Raw genomic sequence first — 24177 nt, 5'->3', positions numbered from 1 at the left:
CCGCCACCCCCTTCGTCGTGCCCCACGGCGCGGGGTGCCTCAGAGCGCCACGAGGTCGACGACGTCGATCAGGACAAACCGGTTCGACACGACGTACGTCACGAAGCCACCGCCACCGGGTTGTTCTCGGCGTCGTACTCCCCGCCCTCCGCGTCCCGGAAGACCATGCCCTCGGTGTCGCCTTCCGCCATCCGCTTGATCGTGTGTTCGGAGTCGTCCAGGTACCCCGGGGTCGCGCAGGCGCAGGCGAAGGGGAACCACTTGTCCACGACGCCGGCCAGAGCCGCCTGATCGAAGTCGGCCGCCGCGCTCAGCCAGTCCTGCTCGAAGGCCTGCAACCAGTCGGGGCGCCGTTGCAGCGCCGTGCGAACGGCCTCCGGGGTTCTCTCGCAGGCATCCGGGTCCACTTCAGGGATCATGATCAACTCCCTCGGCGGGTGGGGCGAACGGGACCGCCATGCTAGGCATGTCCGACACACGGCACGATGCCCGACCGCGTCATGGAACCCGTACGAGCGACAGGGTCGGCAGCCCCCCCGCCCCCGGTACCGTCGTCGTATGCCGATCCGCGCCGTCGTCTGGGACATCGACGACACCCTCTTCGACTACACCACCGCCGACCGCGCCGGGATGCGGCTGCATCTCGCGGCAGAGGGGCTCGCCGGTCGGTTCGGTACCGCCGAGCAGGCCCTCGCGCACTGGCGGGAGATCACCGACATCCAGTGGCTGCGGTTCGCCGACGGCGAGACCACCTTCCAAGGACAGCGGCGCGACCGCGTCCGGCAGTTCCTCCGTACGGAGGCGCTGAGCGACACCGACGCCGACGCCTGGTTCGACCGCTACGTCGCGCACTACGAGTCCGCCTGGAAGCTCTTCCCCGACGCCCTCGCCGCGCTGGACTCCCTGGCCCCCGACTACCGCCAGGCCGTCCTGTCCAATTCGAGCATCCACAACCAGGACCGCAAGCTCCGCGTCCTCGGCGTACGGGACTACTTCGAGGCCGTCCTGTGCGCCGCCGAGCTGGGTGTCTCCAAGCCCGACGCCGCCGCCTTCCACGCGGCGTGCGACGCCCTGGAGCTGGACCCCGCCGAAGTCGCCTACGTGGGGAACGAACCGGACATCGACGCCGGCGGCGCCACCGCCGCCGGACTGGCCGGAGTCTGGCTCGACCGGGGGCGGCTCGGCGGCCGCCCCGAGCTGGTGACGATCACCGATCTGGACCGCCTGCCCGCTCTGCTGCGCGGTGATACTCGTTTTGGAGCGCCGTCCCCCATCGGGTAATGTTCTTCCTGCGCCGCCCCAGAGACCGCAAGGTCTGGCCGGAAGGCGCAAACCCAAACAAAACCCCCGCCTCGGGGGTTGAGTTTTGGTGGGCTATGGTGTAATTGGCAGCACGACGGTTTCTGGTTCCGTTAGTCTAGGTTCGAGTCCTGGTAGCCCAGCCGCAGAGTTCTTCTGCAAGGCCCCCGTTGTGTAGCGGCCTAGCACGCCGCCCTCTCAAGGCGGTAGCGCCGGTTCGAATCCGGTCGGGGGTACAGATCCTTCTCTCCGATTTCTTCGGGTCGCACCCGGACATGTCGATGCAGGATCGCTAGGGCCCCCGTTGTGTAGCGGCCTAGCACGCCGCCCTCTCAAGGCGGTAGCGCCGGTTCGAATCCGGTCGGGGGTACGCAGTACGAAAGTCTGAACCACCTTGGGCTATGGTGTAATTGGCAACACGACGGTTTCTGGTTCCGTTGTTCTAGGTTCGAGTCCTGGTAGCCCAGCTCAATGCTCCATCAGCTAGCCCCCGTTGTGTAGCGGCCTAGCACGCCGCCCTCTCAAGGCGGTAGCGCCGGTTCGAATCCGGTCGGGGGTACGTGACGACAAGGCCCTCCGCCATCGCGGAGGGCCTTTTCCGTCGCCCGGTGCCGTGTGCCGTCCCGTGTCCGGCTCGACGCGCTCAATTCCCAGGACTGTAGCGCCGGTTGGACTCCTCGGCCTCCGCCAGCCGGCGCAGGCTCAGCAGCACCGGCTCGTACAGCACGGTGAGCGCCACCGCCGCCTCCACCTGCTCGTACGGGTCCCCGTACCGCTCCACCATGTCGATGTCGGTGACGCCGAGTTGGTCGGCCAGCCGCCCGTACGGCAGCAGGTCCGACACCTCGCACGGATAGCCGGTCCTGGACAGCCCGGCGATCGCGCCCACCAGGACGCGGTACGACGCCTCCGAGGCGCCCACCCGCGGCGCGTGCGTCCAGCCCAGCTCCTCGAACAGCTCCTCCGCCCGGCGCCGCGCGGACTCCGTGACCTCGTCCAGCTCGTCGGCGTCGAACGCGGCGTCCAGCGCCCCGTCGCCGGGCAGCGCCGCGATCGCCGCCCCCAGACGCGTGTGGTGGTCGATGGAGTCGTCCTCGATGGCCGTGAGGACCTCGCGCGCGGTGGCGACCGGCATCCGGCCGACCTGGATCAGCGCGCGGACGAGGCGCAGCCGGCGCAGATGCTCGTCGTCGTACGCCGACTGTGTGGCGGTGACCCGGTGGCCCGGCCTGAGCAGCCCCTCCCGCAGGTAGTACTTGATCGTGGCGGTGGGAATCCCACTGCGCTCACTCAGCTCCGCCATCCGCATACCGGTTGCACCATCCCTTGGAGAGTGCCACTATCCAATCATGGATAGTGGCACTCTCCAAAGGGAGTCGCCACCCGTACCGCCGCCTTCGCGCGGCCGGAAGCAGGGGGACCGTCATGGGTACGAAGCTGATCGAGGGCCGGATGACCGCGGCCGCCGAGGGCGACGTCGTCGTCTTCATCGTCGGGATGCGCATCAACAACTTCCGCGCCCTGCGCAGCTGGTGGCCGGTGTTCACGGCCATGCCGAGGATGCTCAGGGAGCTGTCGCGCGACAAGGGCAGCGGCCTCATCGGCGTCCAGTCGCTGCTGGGCTTCCCGCGGGTGCTGTACATCGTCCAGTACTGGGACTCGAAGGAGAAGCTGCTCGCGTACGCCTCCGCGCCGGACGGCGAGCACCGCCCCGCGTGGACCGAGTTCAACCGCCGGGTGCGCGCCGGCAAGGGCAAGGTGGGCTTCTGGCACGAGACGTACGTCGTCCCGGCGGGCTCGTACGAGAGCGTCTACATCAACATGCCGGCGTTCGGCCTCGGCGCGGCCACGGAGGTCGTCCCCGTGGGCCGCCGCGGCGAGCGCGCGGCCGACCGCCTCGGCTCGTAACTCCGCGGCGTACGGGGCGGAGTTGGGCGGCCGCGCGGTCCGCGGTGCCGAGCCTCCGGTGTGCGGTGTGCGGTGTGCGGTGCGCGTGGACCGGATCAGCTGGTGCGGCGCAGCGCCTCCGACAACCGCCCCGCCGCGTCGATGATCGCCTGGGCGTGCATCCGCCCCGGGTGCCGGCTGAGCCGCTCGATCGGACCGGACACCGACACCGCCGCGACGACCCGGTTGGACGGCCCGCGCACCGGCGCCGAGACCGAGGCGACGCCCGGCTCGCGCTCACCGATCGACTGGGCCCAGCCCCGCCGCCGTACGCCGGAGAGCGCCGTGGCCGTGAACCGCGCCCCCTGAAGGCCGCGGTGCAGCCGCTCCGGCTCCTCCCACGCCATCAGGATCTGCGCCGACGAGCCCGCCTTCATGGTGAGCGTGGAGCCGACGGGCACCGTGTCCCGCAGACCGGACAGGCGCTCGGCGGCGGCCACGCAGATCCGCATGTCGCCCTGGCGCCGGTAGAGCTGGGCGCTCTCCCCGGTGACGTCGCGCAGATGTGTGAGCACCGGCCCGGCCGTCGCCAGCAGACGGTCCTCGCCGGCCGCCGCCGCCAGCTCGGCGAGCCGCGGACCGAGGATGAACCGGCCCTGCATGTCCCTCGCCACCATCCGGTGGTGTTCCAGGGCCACGGCCAGCCGGTGGGCCGTGGGCCGTGCGAGCCCGGTCGCAGCGACCAGCCCGGCGAGGGTGGCCGGACCGGACTCCAGGGCGCTCAGTACCAGAGCCGCCTTGTCGAGAACGCCGACGCCGCTAGAGTTGTCCATGCAACGATACTCGCGTCTCACTCTGTGAAACGCAAGTTCAATTTTCCGAGGAACTTGCCAACCTGTAGGGACGGGCCCGTACACGAACCGGGTTCGCAGCCGACGCGGGCACGTGGGACACCGGCGTGGGCCCCACATATCTCCAGGACTGCCGGCGGCGCTGCCGGCCGAAGGGAAAGCGATGGGTAGGACACTCGCGGAGAAGGTCTGGGACGACCATGTCGTCCGGCGCGCCGAGGGCGAGCCCGACCTTCTCTTCATCGATCTGCACCTGCTGCACGAGGTGACGAGCCCGCAGGCCTTCGACGGTCTGCGCCAGAACGGCCGGCAGGTGCGGCGGCTCGACCTCACCATCGCGACCGAGGACCACAACACCCCGACGATCGACATCGACAAGCCGATCGCCGACCCCGTCTCCCGCGTTCAGCTGGAGACGCTGCGCAAGAACTGCGCGGACTTCGGCGTACGGCTGCATCCGCTGGGCGACGTCGAGCAGGGTGTCGTCCACGTCGTGGGCCCGCAGCTGGGGCTGACCCAGCCCGGCACCACCGTCGTGTGCGGCGACAGCCACACCTCCACCCACGGCGCCTTCGGCGCGCTCGCCTTCGGTATCGGCACCAGTCAGGTCGAGCACGTCCTGGCCACCCAGACGCTGCCGCTGGCCCGCCCCCGCACCATGGCCATCACGGTCGAGGGCGAACTGCCCGCCGACGTCACGGCCAAGGACCTGATCCTGGCCGTCATCGCCCGGATCGGCACCGGCGGCGGCCAGGGCTACATCCTCGAATACCGCGGCTCCGCCATCGAGAAGCTCTCGATGGAAGCCCGCATGACCATCTGCAACATGTCGATCGAGGCCGGCGCCAGGGCGGGCATGATCGCCCCGGACCGGACCACCTTCGACTACCTCCAGGGCCGCGACCACGCCCCCGAGGGGGCCGACTGGGACGCCGCGGTCGAGTACTGGCGGACGCTGCGCACCGACGACGACGCCGTCTTCGACGCCGAGGTCTTCATCGACGCCACGGAACTGGCCCCGTTCGTCACCTGGGGCACCAACCCCGGCCAGGGCGCGCCGCTGTCGACGCACGTCCCCGACCCCGCTTCGTACGAGGACGCTTCGGAGCGGCTCGCCGCCGAAAAGGCCCTGGAGTACATGGGGTTGACCGCCGGGCAGGCGCTGCGGGACATCAAGGTGGACACCGTCTTCGTAGGTTCGTGCACCAACGGCCGTATCGAGGACCTGCGCTCGGCCGCCTCCATCCTGGACGGCCGCAAAGTCGCCGACGGCGTACGGATGCTGGTGGTCCCGGGCTCGGTACGGGTCGCGCTCCAGGCCGTGGCCGAGGGCCTGGACAAGGTCTTCACCGGCGCGGGCGCCGAATGGCGGCACGCGGGCTGTTCGATGTGTCTGGGCATGAATCCCGACCAACTCGCGCCCGGCGAGCGCTCCGCGTCGACCTCGAACCGCAACTTCGAAGGCAGGCAGGGCAAGGGCGGCCGGACCCACCTCGTCTCCCCGCAGGTGGCCGCGGCCACCGCAGTGCTGGGCCATCTGGCCTCGCCCGCCGACCTGTCCGACACCCGCACCCCCGTGGAGGCCTGAGCGCCATGGACGCTTTCACCACACACACCGGCCGGGCCGTCCCGCTGCGTCGCAGCAACGTCGACACCGACCAGATCATCCCGGCGCACTGGCTCAAGAAGGTCACGCGCGACGGTTTCGAGGACGGGCTGTTCGAGGCCTGGCGCAAGGACCCGGACTTCGTGCTCAACCGGCCCGAGCGGCAGGGCGCCTCGGTGCTGATCGCCGGATCCGACTTCGGCACGGGCTCGTCACGCGAACACGCCGTGTGGGCGCTGCAGAACTTCGGCTTCCGCGCCGTCATCTCCTCCCGGTTCGCCGACATCTTCCGCGGCAACTCCCTCAAGAACGGTCTGTTGACCGTCGTTCTGGAGCAGCGCGTCGTCGACCACCTCTGGGAACTGACCGAGGCGCACCCCACCGCGACGGTGACGGTGGACCTCGAAGCGCGCCAGGTGCGCGCCGAGGGCCCCGACGGAGCAACGGTGACGGCCGATTTCGAGCTGGACGAGAACGCCCGCTGGCGGCTCCTCAACGGCCTCGACGACATCGGTCTCACCCTGAAGAACGAAGCGGACATCGCCGCGTACGAGGCCTCCCGGCCGTCCTTCAAACCCCGCACAATTGCCGTCTGATCAGCGCTTTTCCCCACCTGCGCCCTCTGCCTTCCGGTAGGGGGCGCAGTGCCTTGTTGAGACCCCGTCGGGCGACAACTCGCCCCAGATGGCACAATCGGTGCATGGAACGCGACAGCCAACTCGAGCTTTACGGAGTGGTCGCGGACCGACTCAAGGAAGCGCACACAAGGGTGCGCGCACTGCAAGTCCCGGAGGGCGTACGGATGGCGCTGACCCGGAAGCTGCTGGTCATCACGGCCGCGGCCAAACACGATCTCTTAGACGCGGCACGTCGTCTGGACCGCTTGATGAAGGACCTCGACGAGGGTCGATTCCCGCAAGGCGACTGAAGCCGCGGAACTCCGCGGGGTCGACTTCGTTGCGGCACTAGGGTGATTAGCCCGTTTCGTGTTTGATTTGCGGTATATATCTGCCTAACGTGCGGAAAAGCTTGAACACTTTCGTTCTGGCAATGTCTCCGAAGGGGAAGACGTGAACAAGGCGCAGCTCGTAGAAGCAATTGCGGACAAGGTCGGCGGTCGCCAGCAGGCGGCCGACGCGGTCGACGCGGTACTGGACGCTGTTGTCCGCGCCGTCGTCGCGGGTGAGCGGGTATCCGTCACCGGCTTCGGTTCGTTCGAGAAGGTCGACCGCCCGGCCCGTTACGCCCGTAACCCGCAGACGGGTGAGCGGGTCCGGGTCAAGAAGACGTCGGTGCCGCGTTTCCGCGCGGGACAGGGCTTCAAGGACCTGGTGAGCGGCTCGAAGAAGCTTCCCAAGAACGACGTGGCCGTCAAGAAGGCCCCCAAGGGCAGCCTCTCGGGCGGTTCTTCCACCCGTACGACCGCCAAGGCCGCGGCCAAGAAGGCCACCGCCAAGAAGGCGACGGCGAAGAAGACCGCCGCCAGGAAGACCGCGGTCGCGGGCACCGTCAAGAGGGCGGCCAAGAAGACCACGGCCACCGCCAAGAAGACGGCCACGAAGAAGACCACGGCCGCCAAGAAGACCACCGCGAAGAAGACGGGCGCGGCCAAGAAGGCCACGGCGAAGAAGACCGCGCCGGCCAAGAAGGCGACCGCCAAGAAGGCGCCCGCCCGAAAGGTGGCCGCGCGCACGACCACCGCCAAGAAGGCCACCGCGAGGAACAAGTAAGCGGCACAAGGCCGTAGGGCCACTCACGCGCCGGGCCGGGCTCCCCTCGGGGAGCCCGGCCCGCGGCGTTGCCGGGACTGTCGGGGCCGGGGGGAGGAGCGCGTACGGCGGCGTCCCACGGCCCTCAGAAGGTCTGGAGCGTCACCAGGGTGATGTTCCCGCTGTCCCCGCCCGCGCGTTCGATACGGACCCGCTGACCGGGCCGCAACAGCCGCAGACCGCCCGCGTCGAACGCCGCGGCGTCGAAGTCCACCGGGGTCCCGTCGTCGAGCAGCACACTGCCGCTGCGGGTCTCGGATTCGAAGGTGTACGCGGTCGCCTGCATGGCCGCCAGCGTATCGGTCAGCGGCCCGGCCGCGCCCCGTGGGCGGGGTCGGAGAGCGGGGCGCCGACCGGGCCGGGGGCCGTGTGACGCCGCGCCGTGTACGGGCCGAGCCCCAGGGCCGCGGCGGCCAGCAGATCCTCGCCCGTATCGACATCGCGCCGTACGGAATCCACACCGGCCAGGACAATTTCCGTGGCGCCCGTCGACAAATGCCGGTGCCGTGAAGGGCCGCCGAATGCCGGATTCAATTCCGATCCGGGCCGCGCGGCCAGCAAAGTCGTACCGATTTCGGCGGCGTCGGCGAGAAATGCGCGCGGAAAATCCCGGGCGGCGGTGAGCACCCGCGCCAGCTCGGCGGGCCGCAGCGCGGGCAGATCGGCGTTGAGGGCCGCGACGGCCGCCCCCGGCCGGTCCGCCCTGACCGCCCGCGCGCCGTGCGCCAGCGCCGCGTTGAGGCCGGCCGCCGGGCTGTCGGGGACCGTGCGGGCGCCCAGCGCCGTCAGTTCGGCCGTGGCCAGCGGATCGTCGGTGACGACCACCACGTCGCGTACGACGGGGCAGGCCAGCGCCGCGGCGACGGTGTCCTGCGCGAACGCCAGCGCCAGCCGGGGCCGCAGCAGCTCGCCCGTCGACCTGGCGAGCCTGCTCTTGGCCACCACGAGCGGCTTGAGCGGGACGACCAGGGACCAGGAGGCGGTCGGGTCGGTATTCGTGGCGGGCTCTCCGTCCTTGAGCGTTCGGCACTCTATTGTGGCCCGATCGCGCCGCACGACGCGGTAGAGGGCCCACCTCGCCCCGGGAATGGCTGACTGAGCCCCCAGGTTCGGCCCGTGGACCGGGGCGTACGGTGTTCTCGACAGAGCAGAGGGCTGGGGCGACACTTGACCCCCAGCAGCCAGGGCCGGCCCAAGCCAGGCCACAGAGAAAGGTGTCCGAGTGTCCCGCCCCAGAATCGGCTTCTGGTACCGCCTGGCAGCGGTCATCGCGAAACCGCCGTTGCTCGTTCTGTTCAAGCGGCACTGGCGGGGAATGGAACACATTCCGTCCCACGGCGGATTCATCACCGCCGTGAACCACAACTCGGCTCTGGACCCTCTCTCCTACGGACACTTCCAGTACAACAGCGGCCGGGTGCCGCGACTGCTCGCCAAGGCGGCGCTCTTCGACGTGCCTTTCGTCGGCATGATGCTCCGCGGCACCGGACAGATTCCCGTCTATCGCGAGAGCTCCAACGCCCTGGACGCATTCCGGGCCGCCGTGAACGCCATCGAGCGTGGGGAATGCGTCGCGTTCTATCCCGAAGGCACCCTCACCCGCGACCCCGACATGTGGCCGATGACCGGCAAGACCGGCGTCGCGCGCGTCGCCCTCCTTACGGAGGCGCCCGTCATTCCCGTCGCCCAGTGGGGCGCCAATCTGGTGATACCGCCGTACGCCAAGGAGGACAAGGTCCGCCTCTTTCCGCGCAAGACACTGCGCGTACAGGCCGGCCCGGCGATCGACCTCTCCCGTTTCTACGGCAAGGACCCGACGCCCGAACTCCTCCGTGAGGTCACCGAGGTCATCATGGCCGCCATCACCGAACTGCTCGCCGAGGTACGCGGCGAACCGGCGCCGGCCGCACCGTACGACCACCGCAAGGTTCTGGATGAGAAGCGGCGCAAGGCCGCGGAAGAGGGGTTGAAGTGACGCGCGTCGCGGTCTTCGGGACGGGATCGTGGGGAACGGCGTTCGCCATGATTCTCGCGGACGCGGGATGCGAGGTGACTCTCTGGGCCCGCCGCCCCGAGGTCGTCGACGCTGTCAACAACACCCGCACCAACCCGGACTATCTGCCGGGCGTCGAACTGCCCTCCTCCGTACGGGCCACGACCGACCCGGCGGAGGCCGCCAGGGACGCCGAGTTCACCGTCATCACCATCCCCTCGCAGACCCTGCGCGCCAATCTCGCCGAATGGGCTTCGCTGCTGCCCTCGGACACCGTCCTCGTCTCCCTGATGAAGGGCGTCGAACTGGGCACCGCGAAGCGCATGAGCGAGGTGATCGGCGAGGTGGCCAAGGCGCCGGCCGACCGGGTCGCCGTCCTCACCGGCCCCAACCTCGCCGGTGAGATCGCCGCCAGGCAGCCCGCCGCCGCCGTCGTGGCGTGCACCGACGAGGCCGTCGCCAACCGGCTCCAGGCGGCCTGCCACACGCCGTACTTCCGCCCGTACACGAACACCGACGTGGTCGGCTGCGAACTCGGCGGCGCCGTCAAGAACGTCATCGGTCTCGCCGTCGGCATCGCCGACGGCATGGGACTCGGCGACAACACCAAGGCGTCGCTGATGACGCGCGGCCTCGCCGAAACCACGCGCCTGGGGCTGGCGATGGGCGCCGACCCGCACACCTTCTCCGGCCTCGCCGGAATGGGCGATCTCATCGCGACGTGTTCCTCGCCCCTCTCGCGCAACCACACCTTCGGCACCAACCTCGGGCGCGGCATGACGCTGGAGCAGACGATCGCGGCGAGCACCCAGACCGCGGAGGGCGTCAAGTCCTGCCAGTCGGTGCTGGATCTGGCCCAGCGCCACGATGTCGACATGCCCATCACCGAAACGGTCGTGAGCATCGTCCACGAGGGGAAGCCCCCGCTCGTCGCGGTGAAGGAGCTGATGGCGCGCAGCGCCAAGCCCGAACGCCGCTGACTCCGTGGCGGCCAGCAGGTAACCTCATCGCGATATGAGCAGCGAGAACCTCCCCCAGAGCCCTGAGCAGCAGCTCCGCAAGCCGCGTGTGGCGGTCGTCTTCGGCGGCCGGAGCTCCGAGCACGCCATCTCGGTGGTCACGGCCGGCGCCGTACTGCGGTCCATCGACCGTACGAAGTACGAGGTGCTGCCCATCGGCATCACCACGGACGGCCGCTGGGCGCTCACCGCCGACGAACCGGACCGCATGGGCATCGCCGACCGCCGGCTGCCCAGCGTCGAGGAACTGGCCGAGTCCACGGAGGGCGGCGTCGTCCTCTCCGTCGATCCGGGCAACCGCGAGGTCGTCTACAGCGAGCAGGGCTCCGTGCCCAAGGCGCTCGGCGAGGTCGACGTCGTCTTCCCGGTGCTGCACGGCCCGTACGGCGAGGACGGCACGCTCCAGGGGCTGTTGGAGCTCTCCGGCGTCCCGTACGTCGGCGCGGGTGTCCTGGCGTCGGCCGTCGGCCAGGACAAGGAGTACATGAAGCGGGTGTTCCTCTCGTACGGACTGCCTGTCGGGCCGTACGAGGTGATCCGCCCGCGCGAGTGGCAGCAGGATCCCTCCGGCGCCCGCAAGAAGATCGTGGACTTCGCCGCCGAGCACGGCTGGCCGATCTTCGTGAAGCCCGCACGCGCCGGATCCTCCATGGGCATCACCAAGGTCGACGCCCTGGAGGGCCTGGAGGACGCGATCGAGGAGGCACAGCGCCACGACCCGAAGATCCTGGTCGAGTCGCTGCTGCGCGGCCGGGAGATCGAGTGCGGGGTACTGGAGTTCGAGGACGGGCCGCGTGCGAGCGTGCCCGCCGAGATCCCGCCCGTCACGTCGCACGAGTTCTACGACTTCGAGGCCAAGTACATCGACGCCGCCGCCGGCCTGGTGCCCGCGCCTCTTACGGAGGAGGAGACGGCCGAGGTCCAGCGGCTCGCCGTCGAGGCGTACGACGCCGTGTCCTGCGAGGGACTCGTCCGCGCGGACTTCTTCCTTACGGAGGACGGCGGGTTCGTCATCAACGAGATCAACACGATGCCGGGCTTCACGCCGATCTCGATGTACCCGCGGATGTGGCAGGAGAGCGGCGTCGGCTACGCGGAGCTGATCGACCGGCTGATCCAGGCGGCGCTGCGGCGTCCGACCGGACTGCGCTGAGGGACCGCGCCCAGGGGCGACGCGCCGAGAGACGAAGCGCGGGGGACGAAGCGCCGGGGAACGACGCGCACCGTCCGCGCGAGGTCCTCGGGGGTTCAGAGGCTGGACGGCACCGTGTCGGCGACCGGTGCCGCGAGGTCCGACAGCGGACTGATGTCGTGCAGATACTGCTTGCCCAGCGTGACCTCCACGTACGTCTTGCGATACGTGGTGGTGAACCGGGGCCCCGAATCCCGTTCCTCCAGCATCCAGTTGACGCCGTCCACGTCCACGCCCTTCGCCTGGGGGTCACTCATCCGCTCGGGTCGGGGGACGCCGCACCGCAGTACGATCGCGGCGTCTCCCCACCCGGCGGTGGTCGCGGAACCCGGCTCCGGATCATTCCGGTCGTGCCCCGCGACGGTCTTCGGCAGCTCCTTGTCCAGTGCGTGGCAGAAGGCCGCCTCCTCCGCCGGAGGGCTGGGAACCGGGACCGACGGCGGGGCGTCCGTGGAGGAGCAGCCGACTGTCACGGCGAGCACGAGGACGGCGGGCAGGCGGGCGGATCGGGAGCCGGATAGCCTGCGCATCGGAAGGGTCACCGGCCAAGCGTAGACGGGGGCTACAGGTGCACGACCGGGCAGGTCAGGGTGCGGGTGATGCCGTCCACTTGCTGGACTTTGGCCACCACCATGCGGCCGAGGTCGTCCACGGTGTCGGACTGGGCGCGCACGATCACGTCGTAGGGGCCGGTGACGTCCTCGGCCTGTATCACTCCAGGGATCTTCGCGATGGTCTCGGCGACGGTCGTCGCCTTGCCCACCTCGGTCTGAATAAGGATGTATGCCTGTACCACGGAACCTCCAGGGCGGCCACGAGGATCTTGTGGGGGAGAAGGGACGCCACGGTATCGCGTCACCCAGTGCCGCGGGGAGACCTGCGCGTACGGCGGCACCGGCGGTGTGACCTACGGAGCAGTGAGGTTGACGTACGCGTGACGGTACCGGGAGCGGTGACGGTGCCGGGCCGCGGGCGCGCGGCCGACGCAGGGGGCCGGAACCCCGGCCGGACAAGCAGGTTGGCCGGATCCGCCGGCCGCACGACGAGAGGTGGGACTCGGTGAAGGGCACCGTGGGCGAGTTGGGGGAGTTCGGACTCATCAGGGAGCTCACGTCCCGGCTCACCACCACCCCGGCGGTCCGGCTCGGGCCGGGCGACGACGCCGCGGTGGTGGCCGCACCCGACCGCAGGGTCGTGGCGAGTACGGACATCCTCCTTGAGGGGCGGCACTTCCGCCGCGACTGGTCGACCGCGTACGACGTGGGGAGGAAGGCCGCCGCACAGAATCTCGCCGACATCGCGGCGATGGGGGCGGTACCGACCGCGCTGCTGCTCGGCCTGGTCGTCCCGGCCGAACTCCCGGTCACCTGGCCCACCGAGCTGATGGACGGCATCCGCGACGAGTGCCAGGTCGCGGGCGCCGCGGTGGTCGGCGGCGACGTCGTACGGGGCGAGACGATCACCCTCGCGATCACCGCGCTCGGCGATCTGCGCAACCACGAACCGGTGACCAGGGCGGGCGCGCAGCCGGGCGATGTCGTCGCGTACACCGGGTGGTTGGGCTGGTCGGCCGCCGGGCACGCGGTGCTGTCGCGCGGATTCCGGTCACCCCGTGCCTTCGTCGAGGCGCACCGGCGGCCCGAACCGCCGTACCACGCGGGGCCGGCGGCGGCGGGACTCGGTGCCACGGCGATGACGGACGTGAGCGACGGTCTCGTCGCCGATCTCGGGCACATCGCCGACGCGAGCAAGGTCCGTATCGATCTGCGGTCGGGGCTCATCGACATCCCCTCGCAGATGAACGACATCGGGCAGGCGGTGGGCGTGGATCCGCTGCAGTGGGTGCTGACCGGAGGAGAGGATCACGCGATCGTGGCGACGTTCCCGCCGGACGCCAAGCTGCCCGCGAGGTGGAAGGTGATCGGCGAGGTCCTCAACCCGTCGGCGCTGCCGCAGGTGACGGTCGACGGGGCGCCGTGGACGAGCAAGGGCGGCTGGGACCACTTCGGGGACTCGGCCTAGGTCCGGTCCGCCGGACCGGACCTGGCGGCTTCGGGGATCCGGCGGCCCAGTAGGTTCGGGGCATGCCCATATCCCGCGAGTCCGCTCCGCCCTCCGGGCCCGCCCGTGCGCCGGTCCGTGTCCTCACCGTCGCCGGGTCGGACTCCGGCGGCGGTGCGGGCATCCAGGCGGACCTCAAGACGATGCTGGCCTTCGGCGTGCACGGCATGAGCGTGCTCACGGCCGTCACGGCGCAGAACTCGCGCGGCGTGCAAGGCGCTTGGGAGTTGCCCGTGGAGGCGGTACGCGCCCAGTTCCGCAGCGTCGTGGACGACATCGGCGTCCAGGCCGTCAAGACCGGCATGCTCTCGTCGGCCGCGCTGGTGGAGACCGTCGCCGAACTCCTCGCGGAGACCGACGTCCCCGTGGTGGTCGATCCGGTCGGGGTCTCCAAGCACGGGGACCCGCTGCTCGCGGCGTCGGCGCTGGACTCCGTACGGAAGAGGCTGCTGCCGACCGCCACCGTCGCCACCCCGAACCTCGACGAGGTGGCCCAGCTGACCGGTGTGGAGGTACGGGACGAGAGCGAGATGCCGCGTGCCGCGGCCGCCGTGCTCGCCTTCGGGCCGCGCTGGGTGCTGATCAAGGGCGGGCATCTGCCCGGGGACGCCGTGGATCTGCTGACCGACGGCGGCGAGGAGCACTGGCTGCGCGCGCCTCGTCACGACAACCGGCACACGCACGGGACCGGCTGCACGCTCGCCTCGGCGATCGCGGCGGGGCTGGGGACGGGGCAGGGGGTCCTGGCGGCCGTCGTGGCCGCGAAGGAGTATGTGACGGGCGCGATCGCCAACGGCTTCCCGCTGGGCGGCGGCATCGGCCCCGTCGACCACGCCTGGCGCTTCCGCTGACATCGGCGTCGGCCGACCTCGGCCGGCCTCGACCGGCCTCAACCACGGGGACACGGTGCGGCAGTTGGGCACGACAAAAAGCCGGTCCACCGAGGTGGACCGGCTTTCAAGGCAACCGCAGGGGCTGCGCTACGACGAGAACGTCAGCGCGAGACCTTGCCGGCCTTGATGCACGATGTGCAGACGTTGAGCCGCTTCGGCGTCCGACCGACCACGGCACGCACGCGCTGGATGTTCGGGTTCCAGCGACGGGACGTACGGCGGTGCGAGTGCGAAATGTTGTTGCCGAAGCCCGGCCCCTTGCCGCAGACGTCGCAGTTGGCAGCCACGGGTCACTCCAAAGACTTCAGATGCACTTACGGTGAATTCCGGCGCGACAGAATCATTGACTGATGTCGGCTGCGCCGGGGGAGAAGGCCCGACTCTCGCCGGGCAACCGGAGGAGCATACAACGCGCCAACCGGTGCAACGAAACTACCACGGCCGGACCCGCCCTCGTCCCGCCCCCCTTCCCACCTGCCACTACGGTGCGGGCGGACTACCCTGCGGTGCAGTTCCCCGCCCAGGCCGCCAAGGAGGACCCCCAGGTGCCGCAGACCCTCGACGCCGCAGCGGTGCGTACCTGGTGCTCGCTGGCGCTGGACGCCCTGGGCCGGGACCGTGAGGAGATCGACGCGATCAACGTCTATCCGGTCGCCGACGGGGACACCGGGACGAATCTGTATCTGACGGTGGAGTCCGCCGCGCGAGCCGTCGAGGCGGTCTTCGACGCGCACGCGACGGGGACGTCCGTACCGGACCTGCCCGACACCGTACGGGCCATGGCGCACGGGGCGCTGATCGGCGCCCGGGGGAACTCCGGGACGATCCTGGCGCAGCTCCTGCGGGGCATGGCGGAGGTGCTCGGCGAGGCCGGGGCCGGGAGCGACGGGGCCGGGGACGAGGACGGGGCGGCGGCGGAAGACGGCGGGAACCACCTCGCCAGGGCGCTGCGCAGAGCGGCGGAGCTGGCGCGCGAGGCCGTCGCGCATCCGGTCGAGGGCACGATCCTCACGGTGGCGTCCGCGGCGGCGGCAGCCGCGGCGCGCCCGCCGGGGGACGGCAGGGGCGGTGACGGCGCGGCGTACGGCGACGGCGCGGCCGTTCACGCCGCGTACGCCGGGGCCCGCGTCGCACTCGCCGCGACACCCGGACAGCTGGCCGTCCTCGGCCGCGCCGGGGTCGTCGACGCCGGCGGACGGGGCCTGCTCGCCGTCCTGGCCGCACTCGTGGAGGCCGTCACGGGCGACGCCCCGTCCCCCGTCGCACCGGGCGCACGCCCGCACGAGCTGCCCGCCGTCGTGGAGTCCTGCGACGCCGACGACAGCCCCGCCGGCCCCGCCTTCGAGGTGATCTACCTCCTGGAGACGGACGAGGCGGGCATCGCCCGGGTACGTCGCCGGCTCGACGCGCTCGGCGACTCACTCGTCGTGGTCGGCGGCGACGGGCTGTGGAACGTGCACGTGCATGTCGACGACGCGGGCGCCGCCGTGGAGGCCGGTGTCGAGGCGGGCCGCCCGTACCGGATCCGGATCACGCACTTCGGCGCCGCCGCCGGTCACCAGCGCGAGCGCGCCCAGCGCGCCGTGGTCGCCGTGGTCCCCGGCGAGGGTCTCGCCGGGCTGTGCGCCGAGGCCGGAGCCACGACGGTGCTCGCGCGCCCCGGGGAGCCCCCGGCCAGCGGTGAGCTGGTCGACGCCATCCGGCGCGCCCACGCCCACGAGGTGGTGCTCCTGCCGAACGACGCGGAGCTGCGCCACACCGCCGCCGCTGCCGCCGAACAGGCCCGCGACGAGGGCATCCGCGTCGCACTCATCCCGACCAGGGCGGCGGTCCAGGGCATCGCCGCGCTCGCGGTGCACGCGCCGGACCGCCGCTTCGACGAGGACGTGGTGGCCATGACCTCGGCCGCCGGCGCCACTCGCTACGCCGAACTGGCCGTCGCCGAGCGGCAGTCCTGGACCATGGCGGGCATCTGTCAGGCCGGGGATCTGCTGGGGCTGATCGAGGGCGACGTCGCGGTGATCGGCACCGACCTCGCCGCCACCGCCGAGACCGTCCTCGACCGGATGCTGTCGGCGGGCGGCGAGCTCGTCACTCTGGTGCTCGGCCAGGACGTGCCCGACACCCTCGCCGAGCGCCTGGAGCGCTACGTACGGGACGGACACCTGGCCGTCGACACGGTCGTCTACCGAGGCGGCCGCCAGTCGGTGCCCCTGCTGATCGGCGTGGAGTAGGCGCCGAGTGGGCGCGGCCCAGGCATCGCGCGGGAGGGCGTGACCCGGGGGCGGAGCGACCGTACGCGTCCTCCGTACGTACGCCGCGTCGTCACCCTCCCGGCCACCGCCGCGGCCACGGCTTGCACGGGGCGCCGTACCTGTGACGATGGAGGGTAAGCGCACCGGGACAGACGCGCGCACCGCCCGAGGTGAGAGGCCCACCGATGGACGACCTGACCGCACTCGCCCGCCATCAGCTCGACGACGCGCGCGCCAGCGCCCACGGCCGCAGCGCGCATCTGTTCCTCCACGACGGACCACTGCGGCAGACGGTCATCGCGCTGACCTCCGGCTCGTCCCTCGACGAGCACAACACGCCCCCGGCGGCCAGCCTTCAGGTACTGCACGGCCGGGTACGGCTGACGATGAAGTCCGGCGACCAGGACATGATCGCCGGACAGGTGGGCCCGATCCCGCACGAACGGCACGGCCTGGAGGCCCTGGAGGACTCCGCCGTCCTCCTCACCGCCGTCACCGAGGTCCGCCCGACAGGCCGCTGACCCTTCGCCGACCCGACCGCGACCTGCGGTTGTCCACAGGTGCGCGACGGATGTCAGTGATGTGGTGTGCAATGGATCGTGTGTCCGCGCTGGATGAATCACTCAAGAAAACGCTCGGCCCCGCCACCGCGAAGGTGATGGCCGAGCAGCTCGATCTGCACACGGTCGGTGATCTGCTGCACCACTATCCGAGGCGGTACGAGGAGCGGGGCCAGCTCACCCGCCTCGCCGACCTCCCGCTGGACGAGGACGTCACGGTCGTCGCGCAGGTCGCCGACTCCCGCATCCTGAAGTTCAACGGGGGCCGGGGCCAACGGCTGGAGATCACCCTCACCGACGGCAGCGGCCGGCTCCAACTGGTCTTCTTCGGCAGGGGGATCCACAAGCCGCACAAGGACCTGCTGCCCGGCAGCCGCGGCATGTTCGCCGGCAAGGTCTCGATGTTCAACCGGAAGCTCCAGCTCGCCCATCCCACGTATGTGCCGCTCGGCACGGACAGCGGCGACGAGGCCGTGGACTCCTTCGCGGGCAAGCTGATCCCGATCTACCCCGCCTGCAAGGGACTGGAGTCCTGGAAGATCACCAAGGCGGTCGACGCGGTGCTGCCGAGGGCCGGCGAGGCCGTCGACCCGCTGCCGCCCTCGCTCCGCGAGGGACGCGGCTTCGTCACGCTCCCCGAGGCGCTGCTGAAGGTCCACCGCCCCGACACCAAGGCCGACGTCGCCGAGGCCAGGGACCGGCTCAAGTGGGACGAGGCGTTCGTGCTCCAGGTCGCCCTCGCCCGGCGCCGACACGCGGACGCCCAACTCCCGGCGGTGGCACGGAAACCGGTGGCCGGGGGCCTGCTCGACGCCTTCGACGCCAAGCTGCCCTTCACCCTGACCGACGGCCAGTTGAAGGTCACCCGCGAGATCTTCGACGACCTGGCGACCGAGCACCCGATGCACCGCCTCCTTCAGGGCGAGGTCGGCTCCGGCAAGACGATGGTGGCGCTGCGCGCGATGCTCTCGGTGGTGGACGCGGGCGGCCAGGCGGCGATGCTCGCGCCGACCGAGGTCCTCGCCCAGCAGCACCACCGTTCGATCACCGAGATGATGGGGGAGCTGGCCGAGGGCGGCATGCTGGGAGGCGCGGAGAAGGCCACCAAGGTGGTGCTGCTCACCGGCTCCATGGGCGCGGCGGGGCGACGGCACGCGCTGCTCGACCTGGTCACCGGCGAGGCGGGCATCGTGATCGGCACGCACGCGCTGATCGAGGACAAGGTGCAGTTCCACGATCTGGGGCTGGTCGTCGTGGACGAGCAGCACCGTTTCGGGGTCGAGCAGCGCGACGCCCTGCGGTCCAAGGGCAAGCAGCCGCCGCATCTGCTGGTCATGACGGCGACGCCCATTCCCCGTACGGTCGCGATGACCGTCTTCGGTGACCTGGAGACGTCCGTCCTGGACCAACTGCCCGCCGGGCGCTCCCCGATCGCCACCCATGTCGTCCCGGCCCAGGACAAGCCGCACTTCCTGGCACGCGCCTGGGAACGGGTGCGCGAGGAGGTCGGCAAGGGGCACCAGGCGTACGTCGTCTGCCCCCGGATCGGCGACGGCGAGGACGAGCCGAAGAAGAAGGCCGCGGCGAAGGCGGCCGAGGCGGACGGGGACAAACGCCCCCCGCTGGCCGTGCTGGACATCGCGAAGCAGCTCACCGCCGGACCGCTGAGCGGCCTCCGTATCGAGGTGCTGCACGGCCGGATGCCGCCCGACGACAAGGACGACGTCATGCGCCGCTTCGCCGCCGGTGAGGTGGACGTCCTGGTCGCCACCACCGTCATCGAGGTCGGCGTCAACGTCCCCAACGCCACCGCGATGGTGATCATGGACGCGGACCGGTTCGGCGTCTCCCAGCTTCACCAGCTGCGGGGCCGGGTGGGCCGGGGCTCCGCGCCGGGGCTGTGCCTGCTGGTCTCGGAGATGCCGGAGGCGAGCCCCGCGCGCGCCCGTCTCGGCGCGGTCGCCTCGACCCTCGACGGCTTCGAGCTCTCCCGTATCGACCTCGAACAGCGCCGCGAGGGCGATGTCCTCGGCCAGGCCCAGTCCGGCGTCCGCTCCTCGCTGCGGATGCTCGCCGTCATCGAGGACGAGGACGTCATCGCCGCGGCCAGGGAGGAGGCCGTGACGGTGGTCGCCCAGGACCCGGAGCTCGACGCCTTCCCGGAGCTGCGTACGGCGCTGGACGCCCTGCTGGACACGGAGCGGGAGCAATACCTCGACAAGGGCTGAACGGGCCTCACGGCCCCGCTCAGCGGCCCCGGCGCCGCTCCCGCCGGGAGCGGCCCCCTGCGCCACTCCCGGCGGGCCGTGCTCGGAGCGACGCCATATCGTGGGTGGCGACGCACGCGCGGCCCCGCAGCCGCTTCGGCGCCGCACGAGAGCCACACCCGTTCACGTACCCCGCGCACTCCACGAACCGAGGACCCGACACCCATGACCCGCGTGATCGCCGGTGCCGCCGGCGGACGCCGTCTCGCCGTCCCCCCGGGCACCGGCACCCGCCCCACCTCCGACCGAGCGCGCGAAGGTCTCTTCTCCACCTGGGAGGCGCTGCTCGGCACCCTCGACGGCCTCCGCGTCGCCGATCTGTACGCCGGCTCCGGCGCCGTCGGTCTGGAAGCCCTCTCACGGGGCGCCGCGCACACCCTCCTTGTGGAGGCGGACGGCCGGGCGGCCCGCACCGTCCGGGACAACGTCCGCACCCTCGGACTGCCGGGCGCCGAGGTCCGTACGGGCAAAGCCGAGCAGATCGTGACAGGACCGGCCCCCGAGGCCCCGTACGACCTCGTCTTCCTCGACCCGCCGTACGCCGTCACCGATGACGATCTTCGCGAGATCCTCCTCACACTCCGCTCGCAGGGCTGGCTCAATGACGAAGCCGTCGCCACCGTGGAGCGCAGCACCAGAGGTGGGGAGTTCACCTGGCCGAAGGGCTTCGACCCGTTGCGAGCGCGTCGCTACGGCGAGGGGACCCTTTGGTACGGTCGCGCCGCCGCACCCGAAGACGCCCGATGACCGGACCGGAGAGCGAGGGAATTCAGTTGCGCCGCGCCGTCTGTCCGGGGTCCTTCGACCCCATCACCAATGGTCACCTCGACATCATTGGCCGAGCCTCCAAGCTGTACGACGTCGTGCACGTCGCCGTGATGATCAACCAGTCCAAGAAGGGGCTCTTCAGCATCGACGAGCGGATCGATCTGATCCGCCGGGTCACCGCCGAATTCGGCAACGTCGAGGTGGAGTCCTTCCACGGCCTCCTCGTCGACTTCTGCAAGGAGCGCGACATCCCGGCCATCGTCAAGGGCCTGCGAGCGGTCAGCGACTTCGACTACGAGCTGCAGATGGCCCAGATGAACAACGGCCTCTCCGGCGTCGAGACCCTCTTCGTACCGACCAACCCCGTCTACAGTTTCCTCTCCTCCTCGCTGGTCAAAGAGGTGGCGACCTGGGGCGGAGACGTGTCCCATCTGCTGCCTCCGCTCGTGCACGAGGCACTGGCCGAGCGCCTGGAGAACCGGTGACCGACGGGGCGCGGAACGGGGCGGTGGACGGGGACCAGAACTGACGGTCCGTCACCTGGTGTCGGGCGCGCACCGACTGGCCGTACAGTCGTTGCGTCCGTCTTCAACCCGGCTGTAGAGAGTGGCGAGCACACGGTGGACGTGCAGAAGAAGCTCGACGAGATCGTCGACGCGGTGGGGAACGCCCGTTCCATGCCCATGTCGGCCTCCTGCGTGGTCAACCGCGGCGAACTGCTCTCGCTGCTCGAAGAGGTACGGGAGGCCCTGCCCGGCTCGCTCGCCCAGGCGCAGGAGCTGCTCGGCGGCCACGAGCAGCTGTCCGAGCAGGCCCGCCAGGAGGCGGAGCGCATCGTCGCGGCCGCCCACGCGGAGCGGTCCACGCTGATCTCCGACACCGTGATCGCCCGCACCGCGCAGGAAGAGGCGGACCGTATCCTCGCCGACGCCCGCAGGGACGCCGAGGAGGTCCGCGCCGAGGCCGACGACTACGTCGACTCCAAGCTCGCGAACTTCGAGGTCGTGCTCAACAAGACCATCGGCTCCGTGGACCGCGGCCGCGAGAAGCTGCTCGGCCGGGGCCCCGGGCTCGACGCGCAGGGGTACGCCGACGAGGACGCCCCGGAGTACAGCGCCGACCCCGACACCCTGATCCGCCGCGCGGACGACTACGTCGACGCCAAGCTCGGCGCCTTCGAGGCCGTCCTCTCCAAGACCCTCGACGCGGTCGGCCGCGGCCGGCAGAAGCTGCTCGGCCGGGTCGCCACCGACGACCTGGGCCTGCACATGGCGGAGCAGGACGCGGCGGGCCGGCAGGGGCACACCAGCGACGCGGACTATCTCTCCGGTCTCGCCGAGCTGCCGGGACAGCAGTCCCTCCAGGGCGCCGGGGCGCCCGCGCACCAGCCGATGGAGCCGCAGTCCCCGCCCCAGGTCCCGGCCCCGGAGCAGCCGGTCCAGATCCCGGCGCAGGCGCAGGCTTCGCAGCAGTACGCCGACCCCGCCGGCCAGCAGTACGCGGCCCCCGCCTACGGCGGCTACCAGCAGCAGGACGCGTACGCCTACCAGCAGCAGGACCCCTACGCGTACCAGCAGGCCCAGCAGCCGGTCTACGACTCCACCGGCTACGACCCGAACTACAGCCAGGGCTACGGGCAGAACTACGACCAGGCGGCGCAGGACTGGCAGCAGCACCCCGACGCCCAGGCGCAGCAGCAGCCCCAGCAGCAGGCCCAGGACCCGCAGAGCGCTCTCGACGAGACCAGCCTCTTCGACACGAGCATGATCGACCTGGAGCAGCTGCGCCGGTACGAACAGGGCCGCTGAACCCCGCGCGGTGCGCCGTACACCCGTCGGACGGCCGTCGGACGGCCCGGATACGGCCGGATTGGGCCAACGGCGGCCGGTCAAGTATCCTGGCTCTTCGGTCGCGTGATGTCCGCGATCCGGCCGCCCGCCTCGTACGCGACATGGCGGCCCACTCCACGATTCGAAAGCAGGAACAGCCCTGAACGCCCGCCTCGACCACCGCAACCCCCTCGTGTTCGACACACACGAGCTGGGTCGGCGTCCCGGCGCGCTCAAGCGGCTGACCCGCTCCGCGGCGGCGCCCAAGGACTTCGGCATCGACGGAGTCATCGGAGTGCCGGAAGGCGCCCCGGTGGAGCTCAGGATCCGCCTGGAGTCGGTCATGGAGGGTGCGCTCGTCACGGGCACCGCCCGTGCGACCGCCGAGGGGGAGTGCGTAAGGTGTCTGGAACCGGTGCGCCAGGACGTGGCAGCGGACTTCCAGGAGATGTTCTCGTACCCTGACGCCGACGACCGGGGCCGCAGCAAGCAGGCGGAACCGGCCGACGACGCCGAGGACGACGAGGACAGGCTCTTCATCGAGGACGGACTTTTCGACCTCGAACCTGTGCTGCGCGATGCGGTGGTGCTCGCACTGCCGATGCAGCCGGTGTGCCGGGAGACCTGCGCCGGTCTGTGTTCCGAATGCGGAATCAGGCTGGACGAGAACCCGGACCATCACCACGACGCCGTCGACATCCGGTGGGCGTCACTGCAAGGACTCGCCGAAACCATCAAGGACGGCGAGAAGGACAACATGGGCGGCGCCGACGCCGGCGCCGACGAGAAGCAGGAGAAGTAGCCGTGGCTGTTCCGAAGCGGAAGATGTCGCGCAGCAACACGCGCCACCGCCGGTCGCAGTGGAAGGCTGCGGTCCCCACCCTGGTTTCGTGTGAGCGTTGCCAGGAGCCGAAGCTCCAGCACATCGCGTGCCCGAGCTGCGGCACCTACAACAAGCGCCAGGTCCTCGAGGTCTGAGCGGCTGGTGAGAGGCTCGATGTCTGAACTGTCCAGTGCCAAGAAGGCAGACAACGTCAGCACAGCCTCGTCCCACACGCTTCTGGAAGGGCGGCTCGGCTATCAGCTGGAGTCCGCCCTTCTGGTACGTGCGCTGACCCATCGCTCGTTCGCGTACGAGAACGGCGGTCTGCCCACCAACGAACGGCTCGAATTCCTCGGGGATTCGGTGCTCGGACTGGTGGTCACCGACACGCTGTACCGCATCCACCCCGACCTGCCCGAAGGCCAACTGGCCAAGTTGCGGGCCGCGGTGGTCAATTCGCGTGCGCTGGCGCAAGTGGGGCGCGGCCTCGAACTCGGCTCCTTCATCCGGCTCGGCCGTGGTGAAGAGGGCACGGGAGGCCGGGACAAGGCGTCCATCCTCGCCGACACCCTTGAAGCGGTGATCGGCGCGGTCTATCTCGATCAGGGCCTCGACGCGGCGTCCGAGCTGGTACACCGGCTCTTCGACCCGCTCATCGAGAAGTCCTCCAACCTCGGTGCCGGTCTGGACTGGAAGACCAGTCTGCAGGAGCTGACCGCGGCGGAGAGTCTCGGCGTACCCGAGTATCTCGTCACGGAGACCGGCCCGGATCACGAGAAGACCTTCACCGCTGCCGCCCGCGTCGGTGGTGTCTCGTACGGCACCGGCACCGGCCGCAGCAAGAAGGAAGCGGAACAGCAGGCGGCGGAGACCGCGTGGCGGTCCATCCGCGCGGACGCGGACGAGAGGGTGGCGGCGGCGAAAGCCGCGGTCGCCCCGGGCTCCGGCTCCGAGGCCCAGGCCGAGGTGAAGACCTCGGGTGAGGCTGCGGTCGAGGTTCAGGCCGCGGTCGAAGTTGAAGAGGTCGCCGACACCTCTTCGACGCCGGCTTCGGACTCCGCCGACGCGGCCAAGTCCTGAGCCGAGCTGTTCGGTTCCCTTCCCG

General features: G+C 70.6%; 28 protein-coding genes and 5 tRNA genes. 25 read left to right on the top strand and 8 right to left on the bottom strand.

Annotated elements, in window-relative coordinates; all coding sequences use genetic code 11:
* Positions 1 to 98: 98 nt before the first annotated feature.
* Positions 99 to 419 (bottom strand): hypothetical protein, encoded by a 321-nt coding sequence (locus ACFUN8_RS22965; RefSeq protein WP_383640640.1) that lies wholly within the window; start codon positions 417 to 419, stop codon positions 99 to 101.
* Positions 420 to 558: 139 nt separating this feature from the next.
* On the opposite strand from ACFUN8_RS22965, the gene ACFUN8_RS22960 reads away from it, so the two are divergent.
* The 6 genes from ACFUN8_RS22960 to ACFUN8_RS22935 all read left to right on the top strand — a co-directional run bounded on the left by ACFUN8_RS22960 (position 559) and on the right by ACFUN8_RS22935 (position 1858).
* Positions 559 to 1281, top strand: coding sequence for an HAD family hydrolase (locus tag ACFUN8_RS22960; RefSeq protein ID WP_383640637.1), 723 nt, complete (start codon positions 559 to 561; stop codon positions 1279 to 1281).
* Positions 1282 to 1370: 89 nt separating this feature from the next.
* Positions 1371 to 1442, top strand: a tRNA-Gln gene (locus ACFUN8_RS22955).
* A 20-nt stretch (positions 1443 to 1462) separates the two neighbouring features.
* Positions 1463 to 1535: transfer RNA gene (locus ACFUN8_RS22950), tRNA-Glu, on the top strand.
* A gap of 61 nt (positions 1536 to 1596) precedes the next feature.
* Positions 1597 to 1669: transfer RNA gene (locus ACFUN8_RS22945), tRNA-Glu, on the top strand.
* Between the two features lie 25 nt (positions 1670 to 1694).
* Positions 1695 to 1766: transfer RNA gene (locus ACFUN8_RS22940), tRNA-Gln, on the top strand.
* Between the two features lie 19 nt (positions 1767 to 1785).
* Positions 1786 to 1858: transfer RNA gene (locus tag ACFUN8_RS22935), tRNA-Glu, on the top strand.
* An 84-nt stretch (positions 1859 to 1942) separates the two neighbouring features.
* On the opposite strand, the gene ACFUN8_RS22930 is transcribed toward ACFUN8_RS22935, so the two are convergent.
* On the bottom strand, positions 1943 to 2608 hold the full coding sequence (locus ACFUN8_RS22930; protein ID WP_383640634.1) for a MerR family transcriptional regulator: 666 nt from the start codon (positions 2606 to 2608) through the stop codon (positions 1943 to 1945).
* A gap of 116 nt (positions 2609 to 2724) precedes the next feature.
* Here ACFUN8_RS22930 and ACFUN8_RS22925 point away from each other — a divergent pair, with 116 nt between their 5' ends.
* Positions 2725 to 3207 (top strand): DUF4188 domain-containing protein, encoded by a 483-nt coding sequence (locus tag ACFUN8_RS22925; RefSeq protein ID WP_383640631.1) that lies wholly within the window; start codon positions 2725 to 2727, stop codon positions 3205 to 3207.
* Positions 3208 to 3302: 95 nt separating this feature from the next.
* On the opposite strand, the gene ndgR is transcribed toward ACFUN8_RS22925, so the two are convergent.
* Positions 3303 to 4019, bottom strand: coding sequence for an IclR family transcriptional regulator NdgR (gene ndgR / locus ACFUN8_RS22920; RefSeq protein WP_078074883.1), 717 nt, complete (start codon positions 4017 to 4019; stop codon positions 3303 to 3305).
* A 181-nt stretch (positions 4020 to 4200) separates the two neighbouring features.
* Here ndgR and leuC point away from each other — a divergent pair, with 181 nt between their 5' ends.
* The 4 genes from leuC to ACFUN8_RS22900 all read left to right on the top strand — a co-directional run bounded on the left by leuC (position 4201) and on the right by ACFUN8_RS22900 (position 7373).
* Positions 4201 to 5625, top strand: a complete 1425-nt coding sequence (gene leuC, locus ACFUN8_RS22915; RefSeq protein WP_383640628.1) for a 3-isopropylmalate dehydratase large subunit — start codon at positions 4201 to 4203, stop codon at positions 5623 to 5625.
* Positions 5626 to 5630: 5 nt separating this feature from the next.
* Positions 5631 to 6239, top strand: a complete 609-nt coding sequence (gene leuD, locus ACFUN8_RS22910; RefSeq protein WP_383640625.1) for a 3-isopropylmalate dehydratase small subunit — start codon at positions 5631 to 5633, stop codon at positions 6237 to 6239.
* Between the two features lie 104 nt (positions 6240 to 6343).
* Complete coding sequence (locus tag ACFUN8_RS22905; RefSeq protein WP_147878303.1) at positions 6344 to 6571, top strand: hypothetical protein; 228 nt, start codon at positions 6344 to 6346, stop codon at positions 6569 to 6571.
* A gap of 142 nt (positions 6572 to 6713) precedes the next feature.
* Positions 6714 to 7373, top strand: a complete 660-nt coding sequence (locus tag ACFUN8_RS22900; protein WP_383640622.1) for an HU family DNA-binding protein — start codon at positions 6714 to 6716, stop codon at positions 7371 to 7373.
* A gap of 124 nt (positions 7374 to 7497) precedes the next feature.
* Here ACFUN8_RS22900 and ACFUN8_RS22895 read toward each other — a convergent pair whose 3' ends face one another.
* Together ACFUN8_RS22895 and cofC are read right to left on the bottom strand one after the other, a co-directional pair.
* Positions 7498 to 7698, bottom strand: a complete 201-nt coding sequence (locus tag ACFUN8_RS22895) for a hypothetical protein (protein WP_363242571.1) — start codon at positions 7696 to 7698, stop codon at positions 7498 to 7500.
* Between the two features lie 17 nt (positions 7699 to 7715).
* Positions 7716 to 8468 carry a 2-phospho-L-lactate guanylyltransferase gene (gene cofC, locus ACFUN8_RS22890; protein WP_383640618.1) on the bottom strand — a complete coding sequence of 251 codons (753 nt, stop codon included), beginning with the start codon at positions 8466 to 8468 and terminating at the stop codon, positions 7716 to 7718.
* Positions 8469 to 8634: 166 nt separating this feature from the next.
* On the opposite strand from cofC, the gene ACFUN8_RS22885 reads away from it, so the two are divergent.
* Genes ACFUN8_RS22885 through ACFUN8_RS22875 form a run of 3 tightly spaced genes read left to right on the top strand, consistent with a single transcriptional unit; the run spans position 8635 to position 11577 of the window.
* Positions 8635 to 9387 (top strand): lysophospholipid acyltransferase family protein, encoded by a 753-nt coding sequence (locus tag ACFUN8_RS22885; protein WP_383640615.1) that lies wholly within the window; start codon positions 8635 to 8637, stop codon positions 9385 to 9387.
* Positions 9384 to 10385, top strand: coding sequence for an NAD(P)H-dependent glycerol-3-phosphate dehydrogenase (locus ACFUN8_RS22880; RefSeq protein WP_382570967.1), 1002 nt, complete (start codon positions 9384 to 9386; stop codon positions 10383 to 10385). The genes ACFUN8_RS22885 and ACFUN8_RS22880 overlap by 4 nt, the downstream gene beginning before the upstream one ends.
* A 34-nt stretch (positions 10386 to 10419) precedes the next feature.
* Complete coding sequence (locus ACFUN8_RS22875) at positions 10420 to 11577, top strand: D-alanine--D-alanine ligase family protein (RefSeq protein WP_383640612.1); 1158 nt, start codon at positions 10420 to 10422, stop codon at positions 11575 to 11577.
* Between the two features lie 95 nt (positions 11578 to 11672).
* Here the strand turns inward: ACFUN8_RS22875 and ACFUN8_RS22870 are convergent, their stop codons facing one another.
* Positions 11673 to 12146, bottom strand: coding sequence for a DUF3515 domain-containing protein (locus ACFUN8_RS22870; RefSeq protein ID WP_383640609.1), 474 nt, complete (start codon positions 12144 to 12146; stop codon positions 11673 to 11675).
* A 32-nt stretch (positions 12147 to 12178) separates the two neighbouring features.
* Positions 12179 to 12412, bottom strand: coding sequence for an Lrp/AsnC ligand binding domain-containing protein (locus ACFUN8_RS22865; RefSeq protein ID WP_354607567.1), 234 nt, complete (start codon positions 12410 to 12412; stop codon positions 12179 to 12181).
* 263 nt (positions 12413 to 12675) lie between these two features.
* On the opposite strand from ACFUN8_RS22865, the gene ACFUN8_RS22860 reads away from it, so the two are divergent.
* A complete protein-coding gene (locus tag ACFUN8_RS22860) occupies positions 12676 to 13638 on the top strand; it encodes a thiamine-phosphate kinase (protein ID WP_382570970.1) in 963 nt (320 codons plus the stop codon).
* 62 nt (positions 13639 to 13700) lie between these two features.
* Positions 13701 to 14528, top strand: a complete 828-nt coding sequence (gene thiD / locus ACFUN8_RS22855) for a bifunctional hydroxymethylpyrimidine kinase/phosphomethylpyrimidine kinase (protein WP_383640605.1) — start codon at positions 13701 to 13703, stop codon at positions 14526 to 14528.
* A 143-nt stretch (positions 14529 to 14671) separates the two neighbouring features.
* Here thiD and rpmB read toward each other — a convergent pair whose 3' ends face one another.
* Positions 14672 to 14857, bottom strand: coding sequence for a 50S ribosomal protein L28 (gene rpmB / locus ACFUN8_RS22850; RefSeq protein WP_003957616.1), 186 nt, complete (start codon positions 14855 to 14857; stop codon positions 14672 to 14674).
* Between the two features lie 219 nt (positions 14858 to 15076).
* Here rpmB and ACFUN8_RS22845 point away from each other — a divergent pair, with 219 nt between their 5' ends.
* From ACFUN8_RS22845 to rnc, 9 genes are all read left to right on the top strand, one after another.
* A complete protein-coding gene (locus ACFUN8_RS22845) occupies positions 15077 to 16804 on the top strand; it encodes a DAK2 domain-containing protein (RefSeq protein WP_383640602.1) in 1728 nt (575 codons plus the stop codon).
* 206 nt (positions 16805 to 17010) lie between these two features.
* Positions 17011 to 17346 (top strand): cupin, encoded by a 336-nt coding sequence (locus ACFUN8_RS22840; RefSeq protein ID WP_382570974.1) that lies wholly within the window; start codon positions 17011 to 17013, stop codon positions 17344 to 17346.
* A gap of 71 nt (positions 17347 to 17417) precedes the next feature.
* Complete coding sequence (gene recG, locus ACFUN8_RS22835; protein ID WP_383640598.1) at positions 17418 to 19613, top strand: ATP-dependent DNA helicase RecG; 2196 nt, start codon at positions 17418 to 17420, stop codon at positions 19611 to 19613.
* A 204-nt stretch (positions 19614 to 19817) separates the two neighbouring features.
* Positions 19818 to 20399, top strand: coding sequence for a 16S rRNA (guanine(966)-N(2))-methyltransferase RsmD (gene rsmD / locus ACFUN8_RS22830; RefSeq protein WP_383640595.1), 582 nt, complete (start codon positions 19818 to 19820; stop codon positions 20397 to 20399).
* 26 nt (positions 20400 to 20425) lie between these two features.
* Complete coding sequence (gene coaD, locus ACFUN8_RS22825; RefSeq protein WP_382570999.1) at positions 20426 to 20905, top strand: pantetheine-phosphate adenylyltransferase; 480 nt, start codon at positions 20426 to 20428, stop codon at positions 20903 to 20905.
* A 135-nt stretch (positions 20906 to 21040) separates the two neighbouring features.
* Positions 21041 to 22228: a cell division initiation protein gene (locus tag ACFUN8_RS22820; protein ID WP_383640592.1), complete on the top strand. Its 1188-nt coding sequence runs from the start codon at positions 21041 to 21043 to the stop codon at positions 22226 to 22228.
* 214 nt (positions 22229 to 22442) lie between these two features.
* Positions 22443 to 23051, top strand: a complete 609-nt coding sequence (locus ACFUN8_RS22815) for a YceD family protein (RefSeq protein WP_383640589.1) — start codon at positions 22443 to 22445, stop codon at positions 23049 to 23051.
* A 2-nt stretch (positions 23052 to 23053) separates the two neighbouring features.
* Positions 23054 to 23227: a 50S ribosomal protein L32 gene (gene rpmF, locus ACFUN8_RS22810; RefSeq protein WP_003965982.1), complete on the top strand. Its 174-nt coding sequence runs from the start codon at positions 23054 to 23056 to the stop codon at positions 23225 to 23227.
* Positions 23228 to 23246: 19 nt separating this feature from the next.
* A complete protein-coding gene (rnc, locus tag ACFUN8_RS22805) occupies positions 23247 to 24152 on the top strand; it encodes a ribonuclease III (RefSeq protein ID WP_383640586.1) in 906 nt (301 codons plus the stop codon).
* The last annotated feature ends 25 nt before the right edge of the window (positions 24153 to 24177 follow it).

Source organism: Streptomyces sp. NPDC057307 (assembly GCF_042667665.1).
Classification (GTDB): Bacteria; Actinomycetota; Actinomycetes; order Streptomycetales; family Streptomycetaceae; genus Streptomyces.
This window is presented reverse-complemented; position numbering and strand designations above follow the sequence as displayed.